Source organism: Actinomadura soli (assembly GCF_005889715.1).
In the GTDB taxonomy this organism is placed as follows: domain Bacteria; phylum Actinomycetota; class Actinomycetes; order Streptosporangiales; family Streptosporangiaceae; genus Spirillospora; species Spirillospora soli.
The window spans coordinates 58,854-73,514 of record NZ_VCKW01000001.1 but is presented as its reverse complement, the minus strand read 5'-3'; the positions used below and the strand labels follow the sequence as shown (position 1 = coordinate 73,514).

Sequence of the window (14,661 nt, the reverse complement as noted above, 5' to 3'; positions counted from 1 at the left end):
GATGGCGCCCGACCGCCGGGCGGCCCCGCCACGCCCGGGCGGGGCCCGGGGGGAGCCCCGCGACCGCGCCGCGGTCGCGGGGGCGCTCCGCCTGCTGCGGCCGGGCGCCGTCCTGGCCGCCGCCGTCACGGCCGTCGCGTACGTCGCCGCGGTCGACCCGAACGAGGACGGCCACTACCCGACCTGCCCGTTCCTCTCGGTGACCGGGCTGCAGTGCCCGGGCTGCGGCTCGATGCGGACCGTCCACGCCCTCGCCCATGCCCGGATCGACGACGCCCTCGGGCTGAACGTCCTCACGGTGGCGGCGGTCCCGCTCCTGGCGTTCTTCTGGGTCCGGTGGGCGCTGGCGCGGGCTCAGGACCGCCCCACCCGGACGAAGGCGTCCCATCCCGCGCTTATCTGGACGCTTCTCGGGACCATTCTGCTGTTCTGGCTGGTGCGCAATCTGCCGTTCGGTTCGTTCCTCGCCGCGTGACCCGGCCGGGGTCAGGTGACGGCGACGATTCTCGCGGCGGTGAGGCGGCCGGCGCGGATGTCGAGGAGGCCGATGGTGCCGTGGGGCTGGCGGCGCCGGTCGGTGGGCGATCCGGGGTTGAAGACGCGGACGCCGTCGCCGGTCTCGTCCAGCGGGATGTGCGAGTGCCCGAACACGACGAGGTCGGCGCCGGGGAACCAGCGGCGCATCCGGGCCGTGCGGCCGCTGGCCTGGCCGCTGTCGTGGACCATCGCGACCGCGAGGCCGTCCAGGTCGAGTTCGAGGCGTTCGGGGGCGCCCCATTCGGCGACGTCCGGCCCGTCGTTGTTGCCGAGGACGGCGTGGACGGGCGCGTACTCCGCGAGCTCGTCCAGGACGGACGCCGTGCACACGTCGCCCGCGTGCAGGATCACGTCGGCGCCGCGCAGGTGCCCGGCCACCCGCGGCGGGCACGACTTCCAGCGCCGGGGCGCGTGGGTGTCGGAGACGACCACGGCTCTCATGTGTCCCATTGTGGTCTGGGCGTCGGCCCCATCGCCCGCTGGAAACGATTCCGACGGGTGATTTTGCCACGGCGCGCCCTATACACCAGTGGGAAACAACTGTAAGCACCCTGTCATTACGAAGCGCTGACGGCCGGAGTTAGGCTCGGAATTCCTCGCGTTTCGTCCAGGAGGATTCCCGGCCGTACGCCCCCGGCCGTTCCGACACGGCGACCCAGCACCGCGAGGGCAGTGGGACGACCGGGTCCCGAGGTGGATACCACTCCCTTGCACCGGCCCCGGGACCCGGCCGCTCCCGCGCGCCTACACCGGCCCCCGCACCGCCGCCTCCGGGTTGGCGCAGTGGACGAGCGGCTCGCCGCGCAGGTGGCGGCCGACGTCACGGGCGATGATCCGGGCGGCGTTGGCGGCGGTCTGCTTGCTGGCACCGGCCAGGTGCGGGGTGACGACGATGTTCGGGACGGTCAGCAGCCGTGAGCCCGGCGGGACCGGCTCCTCGGGGAAGACGTCGAAGGCCGCGCCGGACAGGTGCCCGGACTCGGCCGCGTCGCAGACCGCCTCGTAGTCCAGCAGCGAGCCGCGGGCGCAGTTGACGATGATCGACCCGGGCGGCATCGCGGCGATCTGCGCGGCGCCGATCATCCCGGCGGTCTCCGGCGTGGCGCGGGCGTGCAGCGAGACGATCCGCGCCCGCGCGAGCAGTTCGTCCAGCGGCACCGGCTCGACGATGCCCGCGAGATCGCCCAAGTCGCCGAGGTCGTCCAGGTACGGGTCGTGGACGAGGACGCGGGCGCCGAGCGCGGCGAGCATCCGGGCGACGCGGCGGCCGACCGCGCCGCAGCCGACCAGGCCGGCCGTGCTGCCGGACAGCTCGATGCCGACGTCGCCGTAGCGGTAGTGGTCGCCGCCCCAGTGCCCGGCGCGCAGGTCGGCGTGCGTCTGCGGGATGCGCCGCGCCGCCGCGAGGATCAGCCCGAGGGTGTGCTCGGCGGTCGCGCCCGCGTTGCGTCCGGGCGCGTAGCAGACGGCGACGCCGTGCTCGGTCGCCGCGTCCAGGTTGGCGTTGACGGGGCCGCCGCGACCGATGCCGAACAGCCGCAGATCGGGGGACGCGTCCAGGATCCGCCTGGTCAGGGGTGCCATCTGGGTGACGCAGATCGCGGCGCCGCGCAGCGCCCCGATCAGCTCGTCCTCGGTGCCGGACGCCTCGTCCACCTCGGCGACGCGCCCGAACGGCTCCACCGGCCACGGCAGCGTGATCTCCGTGAACGCGAGGCCGTCCGGCGCCTCCGCGCGCAGGGCGGCGATGAGCAGGTCGTTGCGGACGAAATGGTCGCCCGCCGCGAGGACGCGGGTCGTCATTCAGGGCTCCCCAGCGGGGTGTTGAACTCCAGCAGGGCGGCGTCGCCGTCGCGGAGCCGGATCTCGGTCAGCGCGCAGTTGCCGAGCGTCGGGAACCGCCGCCGGTAGTCCCGGAGCGGGATCCCCAGCAGCCCGCACAGGACGAGCCGGATCGCGGTCGAATGCGCGACGACGAGGACGCGGCCGCCGGGATGCCGTGCGGCGATGTCGTCCAGGCAGGCGATGTGGCGGCGCACCGCCGCGTTCGGGTCCTCGCCGCCGGGCAGGTGGCAGGCGACGGGATCGGCCAGGAAGGCGCGCAGCGCGTCGGGGAACCTGCGTTCCATGTCGGCGCGCGTGAGTCCTTCGCCCTGGCCGAAGTCGAGTTCGCGGAGGCGTCCGTCGACGTGCGGTTCCGCGCCGATCGCGGCGGCGGACGGGGCCGCGGTCTCCCGGGCGCGCGTCAGGTCCGAGCACCACACCGCGTCGGGCCGGGCCGTCCGCGCCCAGGCGGCGAGCGCGCGGGCCTGGCCGAGCCCGCGCGGGGTCAGCGCGACGTCGCTGGTCCCGGCGTACCGGTTCTCGGCGTGCCATTCGGTCTCCCCGTGCCGGACGAGGACGAGACGCGTCATCGGAGGGTTCCGCCTTTCACGCGCGGGTCCTCTCGCGTGCGTGCGCGGCGGTCTCCGCGGGCAGCCAGCCGCGACGTTCCACCTCGCCGACCAGGCGCAGGTAGGGGGCGTCGAACAGGCCGGTCTTCTCCGGACGCGGGTCGATCACCGTCCTGACCGCGACCATCCGGGCCGCGACCTCGGCGACGTCGCGTCCGGGCGACGCGGCGAGCACGGCGGCGCCGAGCGCGGGCTCGGCCCGTCTCGGCACGACGACCGGGCGGCCGAGGATGTCGGCGCGCAACCGGCACCAGTACTCGCTCCGCGCCGCCCCGCCGGTGAGCGTCAGGTCCCCGCCGGTGGGGGCGCCGAGCAGGTCGAGGTGGTCGAAGCAGAGCCGTTCGAGGTAGCCGACGCCCTGGAGGACGGACGCGAAGTCGTCGGCCTCATCGTCCGTGCCGTCCAGCCGGAACCCGCGGGCGCCGGGCGCGAGGAACGGGAACCGTTCCCCCGCCGAGACCAGCGGGTAGGTGAGCGCGGCGGACGGTTCGTGCGCGGCGGCGCGGCGGTCGAGGTCGGTGAGGTCCCGACCCGGGAAGTCGCGGGCGATGGCGCCCGCGCCCGTGCTGGACGCGCCGCCGGGCAGCCACCGCCCGTCCGGTGCCTTGTGCGAGTAGACGACGCCGAACGGGTCGTGGACGAGGTCGTCGCTGACCCCCTTGAGGACCAGCGTCGTGCCCAGGACGGAGTTCCAGGAGCCGGGGGCGAGCCGGCCCGCGCCGAGCTGGGCGGCGCATCCGTCGGTGGCCCCGGCGATGACAGGGGTTCCTTCGGGAATGCCGGTCGCCTCGGCGGCGCGCGCGCAGACCGCGCCCAGCCTCGTGCCGGACCGCTCAAGCGGAGGGAGCAGTCCGGCGGGGACGCCCAGCGCGTCGAGGACGTCGTCGGGCCACGCCTCGGCGATGAGGTCGGCGCCGGTCTTCAGCGCGTTGCTGAGATCCGCCGCCACCGGGTGGCCGGTCAGCCGCCGGTTCACGAAGTCGGCCTGGTGCGCCAGCCGGGCGCCGCCGCCCGTGTGGTGGTCCAGCAGCCACAGCAGTTTCGGCAGCGCCCAGGACGGTTGCATGCGCTGGTAGCCGAGCCGCCGCCACAGCTCGCCGCCCGCGTCGTTCACCCGGTCGACGTGCCCGGCGGCGCGCGTGTCGTCGTACATGAGCGCCGGGGTCAGCGGATGCCCGCGGTCGTCGGTGAGCAGGACGGTCCCGGACGTCCCGTCGACCGCGACGGCCCGAACCGCCTCGGCCGGGACGTCCACGAGCGCCTGGCGGCAGGAGGCGGACGCGGCCGTCCACCAGTGCTCCGGGTCCTGCTCGTGGCGGTGCCCGTCCCGCCGCCCGGTCAGCTTCCGGGCGCCGGACCCGACGACGTCGCCGGACGCGGTCACCACCAGCGCGCGGGCGCCCTGCGTCCCGAGATCGACCCCGACCCACACGGCCTCCGCACCGGGCACGACTCTCACGCCCCGCGAGCGCGGAGGTCAGCGAGGGTGGGCCACGCGGACGCCGTCGCGGTGCGAACGGCCAGGAAGTCCTGGTAAGCCTCCGCGTAGTGGGCGGCGCGTCCAGGGTCGGGCTCGTAGGTGTCGCCCGGACGGACGTAGGCGTCGGCGGCCTCGCGCGCGTCGCCGGCGCGTCCGGTGGCGAGCAGGCCGGCGATGAACGCGCCCCGCGCCCCGGCCTCGGAGTCCGCCGACCGGACGACGGGGACGCCGATGACGTCGGCCAGCATGCGCAGCCACACAGGGCTCGCCGAACCGCCGCCGCTCACGCGCAGCTCGGTCGGACGGGCCTCCGCCGCGCTCAGGCAGTCGCGGACGACCAGGCTGAGCCCTTCGAGGACGGCGCGGGCGATGTGCTCGCGCTCGTGGTCGACGGTCAGGCCGTGGAACGCGCCGCGCGCGTGCGGGTCGAGGAACGGGGCCCGCTCACCGGCGGGCGACAGGTAGGGCAGGAACACCAGGCCGTCGGCGCCCACCGGGGCCCGGGCGGCGAGTTCGGCGAGGTCGGCGGGGATGAAGAGGCCGAGCAGGCGGCAGGCCCAGTCGACGACCTGGCCGCCGGCGAGCGTCGGGAACGCCCGCAGGTAGCGGCCCGGCAGCCCCATCGCGACCGTCAGGCCGGACGGTTCGCCGGTGAGGCGCGGGGCGTCCACGACCGTCTCCGTGCACAGCGTCGTGCCGAGGATCGTGCAGGACTGGCCCGTGTCGACGGCGCCGACACCGATCGCGGTGGACGCGATGTCGTACGGGGCGAGCACGACGGGGATCCCGGGCGGGAGGCCGAGCCCGTCCGCGGCGGGCGCGGTCAGCGGGGCGGCGCGCCGGTCGTCGCCGCGCTGCTCGGGCAGGAGCCGCCGCGCCCATTCCATGCCGTAGAGGCCGAGCAGTGCGTCGGAGTAGCGGCGCCGGGCGATGTCGGTGAAGGGGGCGGACGCGTCCGAGCCGTCCGCGGCGATCTCCCCGGTGAGGCGGGAGAAGATCCAGCCGCCGCAGGTCAGGGACGCGGCCGACCGGGCGAGCCGGTCCGGGTCGTGCTCGCGGAGCCAGGTCAGGATCGCGTTCGGCAGTCCCGCGAAGGTCAGCGACCCGTTGACGCGGAACGCCTCCTCCAGCACGCCGGACGCCGCCCAGCCCGCCACGATCGGGGCGGCGCGGCCGTCGTTCCACAGGATCGCCGGGCCGGTGGGGGCGCCGTCGCCGTCAACCAGCCAGGCGCCGTCGCCCTGCGCGGTGAGCGCCACCAGGTCGACGCCGCCGCCGATCTCCGCGGTGACCGCGCGGACCGCGTCCGCCACGGCGTGCCAGACCGACGCCATGTCCTGCTCGGCGTGGCCGGGCTCGGGCCGTGCCACCTCGGTGGCCCGCCGGACGACGGCCAGCTCGGCGCCGTCGGGGGCGTAGCCCACCGCCTTGATCATCGTGGTGCCGGCGTCGACGCAGACGACCGCCATCAGCCCGCCGGGCCGGCGGCGGTCGTCGGGAGTCCGGCGGCGCGCCACGCGCGGAAGCCGCCGACGACGTCGGTGGCGCGGGTCAGCCCGAGGTCGTGCAGCGACGCGGCCGCCAGGCTGGAGGTGTAGCCCTCGGAGCACAGCACGATGACGCGCAGGCCGTGCCCGGTCGCCTGGGGCAGCCGGGCGCTGGACGTGGGGTCGAACCGCCATTCGAGGACGTTGCGTTCCACGACCAGCGCGCCGGGCACCTCGCCCTCGTCCGCCCGCTGGGCGGCGGGGCGGATGTCGACCAGCACCGCGCCGTCGAGCGATTCCGCGTGGGCCTGGGCCGGGTCGAGGCGTTCGAGCCGTTCGCGTGCGCCGGCGAGGACCTCATCAATGGTGCGAGCCATGGGGTCCAGCATGGCATCCCGGCGGGTCTCAGCTGGTGAACCGCACCTCCGCCGCGGCGAGTGTCTCCTGGATGCGCAGGCCGTGCGCGGCGTCGAGCGGGGACCGGGGCCCGCCGCGCACGGCGGCGGCGAACTCGGCGGCCATCGCCGGGAACGCGTCGTCGTCCAGTTCGCTCCAGTCGATCCGCGCGTTCCCCTTCCGCCCGTAGACCTCGACACAGGGCGGGGCGGGGTCGTCGTCCGCCCGCGCCATCGACAGGGCCACCTGGCTGGTCGCGCCGCCCTCGTGCTCCAGCGTCAGCGCCACCCAGGCCAGCCGGTCACCGTGCGCGTGGACGGCGGTGACCCGTCCGAGCGAGGCGTCCAGGAGGTCGATGATGTGCGGGCCGTAGTCGAGCAGCGGGCCCTTCTCCAGCCGCCACGGGGTGGCGAACGGCCCGCCCCTCAGCGCCGACGCGATGAACGTGCCGAGGCCGCCGAACGGCTCCAGGTCGCGCGCCCGCTCGACGAAGGCGCGGGCGGCGCGCGAGTAGCGGATGCTGAACACCATCTGCGAGACGGCGCCCGCCTCGGCGACGGCGTCCGCGAGGCGGCGGGCGCCGTCCAGGTCCATGGCGAGGGGCTTCTCCAGCAGGACGGCCTTGCCCGCGCGGACGGCCCGGGCGGCGAGGTCGGCCTGCACGTCCGGCGGGACGCAGAACGCGACGGCCTCGCACGCGTCGAACAGCTCCTCGATCCGGGCGAACGAGGGCGCGCCGTGCTCGCCGGCCAGCTCGGCGGACGCCTCGGGCCGCCGCGCCCACACGCCCGCCAGCCGCGTGGACGGCCCCGCCGCCAGCACGGGCGCGTGCACCATCCGGGCCCAGGGCCCTGCGCCGACCAGCCCCACCGCCACAGAGTCGCTCATGGGGCCAAACCTAGACGATCTACGCGCCCGGCCGGTGCGCCGGACCTCCCGGCCGCGGATCAGCCGAGCTGGACGCCGAAGAACAGCGCCGCGAGCGCGCCCACCGCGCCGAGCGCGCCCCAGGCGGCGAGGCCGGCCTTGGACGTGGCGCGGGCGTGCAGGAACGCGGCGGACCCGGACAGCAGCACGAACACCAGCTTCACCTCCAGGGTCGGCCGCGCGGCGTCGCCCAGGTTGCCCTCGGTGAGGTTCCAGACGCCGGTGAGCACGAGGACACCGAACGCGGGCCAGGCGATCGTGCTGAAGCGGCGCGCGGCGACCTTGGTGACGCCCTCGTAGCCGCGCAGCGCCGGGACGAGCGCGCCGAGCGTGATCTGCCCGCCGACCCAGATCGTCGCGGCGAGCACGTGAAGGAAGATCCGGACGTCGGCGGCGGTGACGGCGAGCACGAGTGGCCTCCGGGCAACAGGACGGGACGGGTGATCGGAACCGGTCGACGGGACGTTATCGCCCGCTCCCGCCGGATCCCGCACCACCCCTGGCCTGGCCAGTCAGCTGATCCGTTCCCATCCCCGTGGGGTGCGGTGCATGCCGAGTTGCTCGTCGCGGCTGCGGTAGACGATGTAAGGGCGGGTGAGGTAGCCGACCGGGGCGGTGAGCATGTGCACGAGGCGTGTGAACGGCCAGACGCAGAACAGCGCGAGCGCACTGAGGGCGTGGAGCTGGAACAGGATCGGGACGCCGGTCATGAGGTCGGGGTCGGGCTGGAAGTAGAAGATCGACCGGAACCAGGGTGAGACCGTCTCGCGGTAGTTGTATCCGCCGTCGACGAGGTTGGCGGCGACGGTGGCGGACAGCCCGAGCAGGATGGTCAGCGTCAGCACCGCGTACATGAGCTTGTCGTTGCGGGTCGTCGCGGAGAAGACCGGGCCGACGGTGCGCCGCCGGTAGATGAGGATGGCCAGGCCGGCCAGAGTGCAGAAGCCCGCGATGGTGCCGAGGGTCACCGCGATGACGTGGTACATGTGCTCGCTGATTCCCACGGCGTCCGTCCAGCGGTCCGGGATGATCAGTCCTCCGATGTGGCCGAGCAGGACGACCAGGATGCCGAAGTGGAACAGCGGGCTGCCGACGCGCAGCAGGCGGCTCTCGTAGAGCTGGGACGAGCGGGTCGTCCAGCCGAACTTGTCGTACCGGTACCGCCAGATGTGCCCGAGGACGAACACCGCGATGGTGACGTAGGGCAGCGCGACCCAGAGCAGGGTTGTCATGAGCGGCCTCCGAAGACCGGGTCGGGCAGGAGGACGGGGCCGGAGTCCGCGGCGCCGGGCCCATAGGGTGCCAGGCCGACCTGCTCTTCGGGCGGGCCTTCGGCGATGAGGCGGGCGACGGCGTCCTCGGTGCGGCCGGTGAGCGGTGGGAGGGTCGCGGCGACGGCGTCCAGGACGGCCGTCCACGGCGAGGCGGACTCGGTGAGGGCGAGGCACAGCAGTTCGAGTCCGGCGCGGTATTCGAGGAGGAGGCGCCGTCCTTCCGCGAGGTCGCCGGTCGCGGCGAACTCCAGCACCACGGCGAGGTGGTCGGGAAGTTCGGTGTCGTCCAGGACGAGCCCGGCCGCCTGGTACGCCTGCTTGAATCGCAGCAGCGCCATTCCACGTTTCCGGGTGTCGCCGTAGGCGTAGTAGGTGAGGTAGAGGCAGCAGCGCTTGCGGTGGTCGAACGTGGCGACGTAGTCGGCTGCCAGGTCGGGCGGCGGTGTGGCGTCCAGGTGGTCGAGGAAGCGGGTCAGCGGTGTCCCGGCCGGTGCGGGCAGCGCGATGGCGGCGCGGCGGAGCAGGGGGCGCCGTCCGAGCAGTTCCTCGTCGGGGTAGCCGAGCAGCAGTGACGCGGCCTGCCACGCCGTGGCGAGCTGGGCGTCGGTGAAGCCCGGCTTGCTCGCGGGTCTGATCCTCACGGTTTCGGCTCCGTTCCGGCGTCGCCGGAGTCGGCGGGCGGGTTCCCTTCGGGGCCGTCGTCCTTGGTCCGCGCGGGGAAGAGTCCGGCGGGGGCGCCTTTGCCGTCCCAGTTGAGGAGGTTGACGCGGTGCCGCTTGTCGGCGGGGTCTGCGGGATGGTCGGCGGTCTGCCGCTGGCGCAGCATGTGGAAGTTCTCCACCGCGATCGGATTGGCGCCGCCGGACGCCTCGCCGAACGGCCCCGACCCGCCGCCGGAGCCCGCGCCGCCCATGCCGGGCCCGCCCTCGTAGTTCAGCGCGCAGTCGGTGGCGAGTTCTTCGAGGTTGTGGGCCTGTTCGGCGTGCGCGGTGGGGATGACGTACCGCTCGTCGTACTTGGCGAGCGCCAGCAGCCGGTACATGTCGTACATCGCCTCGCCGGTCATCCCGACGCGGGCGGGGATGGCCTCGTCGGGGTCGCGGCCGAGGTTGAGGTCGCGCATGTAGGCGCGCATCGCGGCCAGGCGGTGCAGGACGGCGTCGACCGGCGCGGTGTCCCCGGCGGTGAACAGTTCGGCCAGGTACTCGATGGGGATGCGCAGCGCGTCGATCGCGGCGAACAGGTTCCCGGCGCTCTCGGCGTCGTGGCCGGTGTCGCGGACGACGTCCACCACCGGTGACAGCGGCGGGATGTACCAGACCATCGGCATCGTCCGGTACTCGGGATGCAGCGGCAGCGCGACCTTGTAGGTGTTGATGAGTGCGTACACCGGGGAGCGCTGCGCCGCCTCGATCCAGTCGCCGGGGATGCCCTCGCGTTCGGCCGCGGCCACGACCCGCGGGTCGTTCGGGTCGAGGAACACCTCGCGCTGCGCCTCGTACAGGCCGGTGTCATCGGGGGTGGACGCGGCTTCCAGCACCTTGTCGGCGTCGTAGAGGACGAGGCCGATGTAGCGCAGCCGTCCCACGCAGGTCTCCGAGCAGACGGTGGGGATGCCGACCTCGACGCGCGGGAAGCAGAACGTGCACTTCTCCGCCTTGCCGGTGCGGTGGTTGAAGTACATCTTCTTGTACGGGCAGCCGGACACGCACATCCGCCAGCCCCGGCAGCGGTCCTGGTCGACGAGCACGATGCCGTCCTCGGTCCGCTTGTAGATCGCCCCGGACGGGCACGACGCCGCGCACGACGGGTTGAGGCAGTGCTCGCAGATCCGCGGCAGGTAGAACATGAAGGTCTGGTCGAACTCCAGCTTCACCTTGTCGGAGATCCGCGCCAGCACCACGTCCTGGTCACCGTGCTCGGTCGAGCCGCCCAGGTCATCGTCCCAGTTCGCCGACCAGGAGATCTTCATGTCCTTGCCCGACAGCAGCGACTTTGGGCGGGCGACCGGGGTGTGCTCCTGCAGCGGGGCGTTGGTGAGGGTTTCGTAGTCGTAGGTCCAGGGCTCGTAGTAGTCGGCGATGCCCGGCAGCTTCGGGTTGGCGAAGATGGTCAGCAGCTTGCGGAGCCTGCCGCCGCCCTTGAGCGCGAGGCGCCCGCGCCGGTTGAGCGTCCAGCCGCCGCGCCAGCGTTCCTGGTCCTCGTAGCGGCGGGGGTAGCCCTGCCCGGGACGCGTCTCGACGTTGTTGAACCACACGTACTCCACGCCGGACCGGTTGGTCCACGCCTGCTTGCAGGTGACCGAGCAGGTGTGGCACCCGATGCACTTGTCGAGGTTCATCACCATCGCCATCTGCGCCATGACCCGCATCCGTGTCCCTCCTGGGGAAGGTCCCCCAGACCCCCCGAACGCTTCGCGCATTAGTAGGTCACCTCCTGTGAGCGGCGGCGGATCACGGTGACCTCGTCGCGCTGGTTGCCGGTCGGGCCGAGGTAGTTGAACGCGAACGACAGCTGCGCGTACCCGCCGATCAGATGGGACGGCTTGATCAGCAACCGGGTCAGGGAGTTGTGGATGCCGCCGCGGCGCCCGGACGTCTCGGCCCGCGGCACGTCGATCAGCCGGTCCTGGGCGTGGTACATGTACACCGTCCCCTCCGGCATCCGGTGGGACACGATCGCGCGGGCGACGACCACGCCGTTGCGGTTCACCGCCTCGATCCAGTCGTTGTCGCGAACGCCGATCTTCGCCGCGTCGGCGCCGCTCATCCAGATCGCCGGGCCGCCGCGCGCCAGCGACAGCATGAACAGGTTGTCCTGGTACTCCGAATGGATCGACCACTTGTTGTGCGGGGTCAGGTACCGGACGGTCAGCCCCAGCTCCCCCGTGTCGCCGAGTTCGGGTTCGCCGAACAGGGCCTGCATGTTCAGCGGCGGCCGGAACACGGGCAGTTGCTCGCCCAGCTCGGCCATCCAGTCGTGGTCGAGGTAGAAGTGCTGCCGTCCGGTGAGGGTGTGCCAGGGCTTGAGCCGCTCGACGTTGACGGTGAACGGCGAGTAGCGGCGCCCGCCGCTCTCCGACCCCGACCACTCCGGCGAGGTGATCACCGGGACCGGGCGGGCCTGGGTGTCGGCGAAGGTGATCCGCGTGCCCTCGTGCTCGGCGGCCAGGTCCGCGAGCCGCGTGCCGGTGCGCTGCTCCAGCGTGCGGAAGCCCTGCACGGCCAGGTGCCCGTTCGTCGTCCCGGAGAAGGCGAGGATCATCTCGCAGGCGTGCACGTCCCGCCGCAGGGACGGGCGTCCGTCCGCCGGGCCGCCCCGGACGACGCCGTTGGTGTGCTTCAGGTACTCGACCTGCTGTTCCAGGTCGAACGTGACGCCCTTGGTGGTGGCGCCGAGCCGTTCGGAGAGCGGGCCGAGCGCGGTCATCTTCGCGGCGACCGCCGGGTAGTCGCGCTCCACCGTGACCAGCTTCGGCATCGTCACCCCGGGGACCGGCTCGCACTCCCCCCTCGCCCAGTCGGCCACGCGGCCGTGCGGGGTGGCCATCTCGTCGGGCGTGTCGTGCAGCAGCGGCACCGCCACGATGTCCTTGCGGACGCCCAGATGCCGCTCGGCGAGGCGGCTGAACGCGGCGGCGATGTCCTGGAACGCCCGCCAGTCGCTGCGGGTCTGCCATGGCGGTGCGATCGCCGGGTTGAACGAGTGCACGAACGGGTGCATGTCGGTCGTGTTCAGGTCGTGCTTCTCATACCAGGTCGCCGCCGGGAGCACGATGTCGGAGTAGATGGTGGTGCTGGTCATCCGGAAGTCCAGCGACAGCAGCAGGTCGAGCTTGCCGGTCGGCGCCTCGTCCCGCCAGACGACCTCCTTCGGCCGGACGTCCGGGGCCGCCTCGTTCGCGCGCACGGCGTTGGCGGCGCCGAGCAGATGCTTGAGGAAGTACTCGTCCCCTTTGGCGGACGAGCCGAGCAGGTTCGACCGCCAGACCGTCAGCACGCGCGGGAAGTTCTCGGGCGCGTCGGGATCCTGGCACGCGAACCTCAGCCGCCCGGCCTTCACCTCGTCCACGACGTGGTCGCCCGCCTGCTTCCCGGCGGCCTCGGCCTCGGCCGCGAGATCGAGGGGGTTGCGGTCGAACGTCGGATAGGACGGCATCCAGCCCAGCCGCGCCGCCTGCGCGATCACGTCGGCCGTCGACCGTCCCGCGAGCTGACCGCCGCCGGTCGCGGCCGCCAGCGTCCCGGCGCTGAAGTGGTCGTAGCGGAACTGGTCGGTGTGCAGGTAGAAGAACGCGGTGCCGATCATCTGGCGGGGCGGCCTCGACCAGTCCAGCGCGCCCGCGAGCTGCGCCCACCCGGTCACCGGACGGCACTTCTCCTGCCCGACGTAGTGCGCCCAGCCGCCGCCGTTCACGCCCTGGCACCCGGTCAGCGTGGTCAGAGCCAGGAACGCCCGGTAGATCGTGTCGGAGTGGAACCAGTGGTTGGTCCCCGCCCCCATGATGATCATCGAACGGCCGCGCGACTCCTCGGCGTTCGCGGCGAACTCCCGCCCGATCCGCTCGGCGGCCTGCGCCGGGACGCCCGTGATCCCCTCCTGCCACGCCGGTGTGCACGGCTGCGACGCGTCGTCATACCCGGACGGCCACGAACCGGGCAGCCCCTCACGTCCGACCCCGTACTGAGCCAGCAGCAGGTCGTACACCGTTGTGAACAGATGCCCCCCGACGGCCCGCACCGGTACTCCCCTGCGCAGCGTCCCGGGCGTGCCGCCGGGAGCGTCGAAGCGGGCCAGCTCGACCTCTACCGCCTCTCCGCCCTCGACCGACAGCAGCGGGTCGGCGTCGCCCAAGTCCAGGTTCCAGCGGCCCTGGCCCGACTCGCCGAACCGGAACCCCAGCGACCCGTTCGGCACCAGCGGACGCCCGGTCGACGCGTCCAGGATCACGGTCTTGAACGCGGCGTGCTCTGACCCGGCCTCGGCACCCGGCAGGTCGGCGGCCGTGAGGAACTTGCCGGGCACGTACGCGTCGCCGCGCCGCTCCAGGCGCACCAGGAACGGCAGGTCGCTGTAGCGCTTGACGTAGTCGGTGAAGTACGGGACCTGCCGGTCGACGAAGAACTCCTTGAGGACGACATGGCCCATCGCCATCGCCAGGGCGCCGTCCGTCCCGGGCTGGGCGGCCAGCCATTCGTCGGCGAACTTGACGTTGTCGGCGTAGTCCGGGGACACCGCCACGACCTTCTGGCCCCGGTAGCGGGCCTCGGTCATCCAGTGCGCGTCGGGGGTCCGCGTGACCGGGAGGTTGGAGCCCCACATGATCAGGTACCCGGCGTCCCACCAGTCCCCCGACTCCGGCACGTCCGTCTGATCGCCGAACACCTGCGGGGACGCCACCGGAAGATCGGCGTACCAGTCGTAGAACGACAGCATCGTCCCGCCGATCAGCGACACGAACCGCGCGCCGGACGCGTGCGACACCATCGACATCGCCGGGATCGGCGAGAACCCCGCGACCCGATCCGGGCCGAACTCGGCGATCGTGTGGACGTGCGCCGCCGCGATCATCTCCGTCGCCTCGTCCCACGAGGCCCGCACCAGCCCGCCACGCCCCCGCGCCGACTTGTACGCGGCCGCCTTCTCCGGGTCGGAGACGATCTCGCGCCACGCCGCCACCGGGTCACCCGTCCGCGCCCGCGCCTCCCGGTACATCTCCAGCAGCACACCGCGTACATACGGGTACCGGACGCGTGTAGGCGAATAGGTGTACCAGGAGAACGACGCGCCTCTCGGGCAGCCGCGCGGCTCGTACTCCGGACGGTCCGCGCCCACCGACGGATAGTCGGTCTGCTGCGCCTCCCAGGTGATGATGCCGTCCTTGACGTACACCTTCCACGAACACGAACCCGTGCAGTTCACCCCATGCGTAGACCGCACGACCTTGTCGTGCGACCACCGGTCACGGTAGAACGCGTCCGCCTCACGCCCGCCCTTCTTCGTCAGCGTCCGCAGATCCGGCGACACCCGCGCCCGTGTGAAGAACCTGCGCGTGCTCACCAGGGCGTCCTCCAGCGGACCGTCCAGACCCGGCCGCCCCGCGCGCC

Annotated in this window: 13 protein-coding genes; 1 reads left to right on the top strand and 12 read right to left on the bottom strand. The window is 73.1% G+C overall.

What is annotated here, in order from left to right; all coding sequences use genetic code 11:
* Position 1: 1 nt before the first annotated feature.
* The gene (locus ETD83_RS00370; RefSeq protein ID WP_230420599.1) at positions 2–475 is read left to right on the top strand and encodes a DUF2752 domain-containing protein; all 474 of its coding nucleotides are present in this window, start codon (positions 2–4) and stop codon (positions 473–475) included.
* Positions 476–486: 11 nt separating this feature from the next.
* Here ETD83_RS00370 and ETD83_RS00365 read toward each other — a convergent pair whose 3' ends face one another.
* The 12 genes from ETD83_RS00365 to ETD83_RS00310 form a co-directional block, all read right to left on the bottom strand.
* Positions 487–978, bottom strand: a complete 492-nt coding sequence (locus ETD83_RS00365; RefSeq protein ID WP_138642999.1) for a metallophosphoesterase family protein — start codon at positions 976–978, stop codon at positions 487–489.
* A gap of 303 nt (positions 979–1,281) precedes the next feature.
* Positions 1,282–2,340: a 2-hydroxyacid dehydrogenase gene (locus ETD83_RS00360; RefSeq protein ID WP_138642997.1), complete on the bottom strand. Its 1,059-nt coding sequence runs from the start codon at positions 2,338–2,340 to the stop codon at positions 1,282–1,284.
* On the bottom strand, positions 2,337–2,951 hold the full coding sequence (locus tag ETD83_RS00355) for a histidine phosphatase family protein (protein WP_138642995.1): 615 nt from the start codon (positions 2,949–2,951) through the stop codon (positions 2,337–2,339). The genes ETD83_RS00360 and ETD83_RS00355 overlap by 4 nt, the downstream gene beginning before the upstream one ends.
* 16 nt (positions 2,952–2,967) lie before the next feature.
* Entirely contained in the window at positions 2,968–4,440 is a 1,473-nt protein-coding gene (locus tag ETD83_RS00350; RefSeq protein ID WP_138642993.1) for an FGGY-family carbohydrate kinase, read from the bottom strand.
* Between the two features lie 5 nt (positions 4,441–4,445).
* Complete coding sequence (locus tag ETD83_RS00345) at positions 4,446–5,987, bottom strand: FGGY-family carbohydrate kinase (RefSeq protein WP_230420598.1); 1,542 nt, start codon at positions 5,985–5,987, stop codon at positions 4,446–4,448.
* On the bottom strand, positions 5,939–6,334 hold the full coding sequence (locus ETD83_RS00340) for a rhodanese-like domain-containing protein (RefSeq protein ID WP_205717409.1): 396 nt from the start codon (positions 6,332–6,334) through the stop codon (positions 5,939–5,941). Before ETD83_RS00340 ends, ETD83_RS00345 begins: the two co-directional genes overlap by 49 nt.
* Before the next feature lie 28 nt (positions 6,335–6,362).
* Positions 6,363–7,241 (bottom strand): Gfo/Idh/MocA family protein, encoded by an 879-nt coding sequence (locus ETD83_RS00335; protein WP_138642990.1) that lies wholly within the window; start codon positions 7,239–7,241, stop codon positions 6,363–6,365.
* A gap of 59 nt (positions 7,242–7,300) precedes the next feature.
* The gene (locus tag ETD83_RS00330) at positions 7,301–7,690 is read right to left on the bottom strand and encodes a hypothetical protein (RefSeq protein ID WP_138642988.1); all 390 of its coding nucleotides are present in this window, start codon (positions 7,688–7,690) and stop codon (positions 7,301–7,303) included.
* A gap of 102 nt (positions 7,691–7,792) precedes the next feature.
* Positions 7,793–8,512 (bottom strand): respiratory nitrate reductase subunit gamma, encoded by a 720-nt coding sequence (gene narI / locus ETD83_RS00325; protein ID WP_138642986.1) that lies wholly within the window; start codon positions 8,510–8,512, stop codon positions 7,793–7,795.
* Entirely contained in the window at positions 8,509–9,195 is a 687-nt protein-coding gene (gene narJ / locus ETD83_RS00320; RefSeq protein WP_230420597.1) for a nitrate reductase molybdenum cofactor assembly chaperone, read from the bottom strand. The genes narI and narJ overlap by 4 nt, the downstream gene beginning before the upstream one ends.
* Positions 9,192–10,925 carry a nitrate reductase subunit beta gene (gene narH, locus ETD83_RS00315; RefSeq protein WP_138642984.1) on the bottom strand — a complete coding sequence of 578 codons (1,734 nt, stop codon included), beginning with the start codon at positions 10,923–10,925 and terminating at the stop codon, positions 9,192–9,194. The genes narJ and narH overlap by 4 nt, the downstream gene beginning before the upstream one ends.
* A gap of 50 nt (positions 10,926–10,975) precedes the next feature.
* Complete coding sequence (locus ETD83_RS00310; protein ID WP_230420596.1) at positions 10,976–14,614, bottom strand: nitrate reductase subunit alpha; 3,639 nt, start codon at positions 14,612–14,614, stop codon at positions 10,976–10,978.
* Positions 14,615–14,661: the final 47 nt, after the last annotated feature.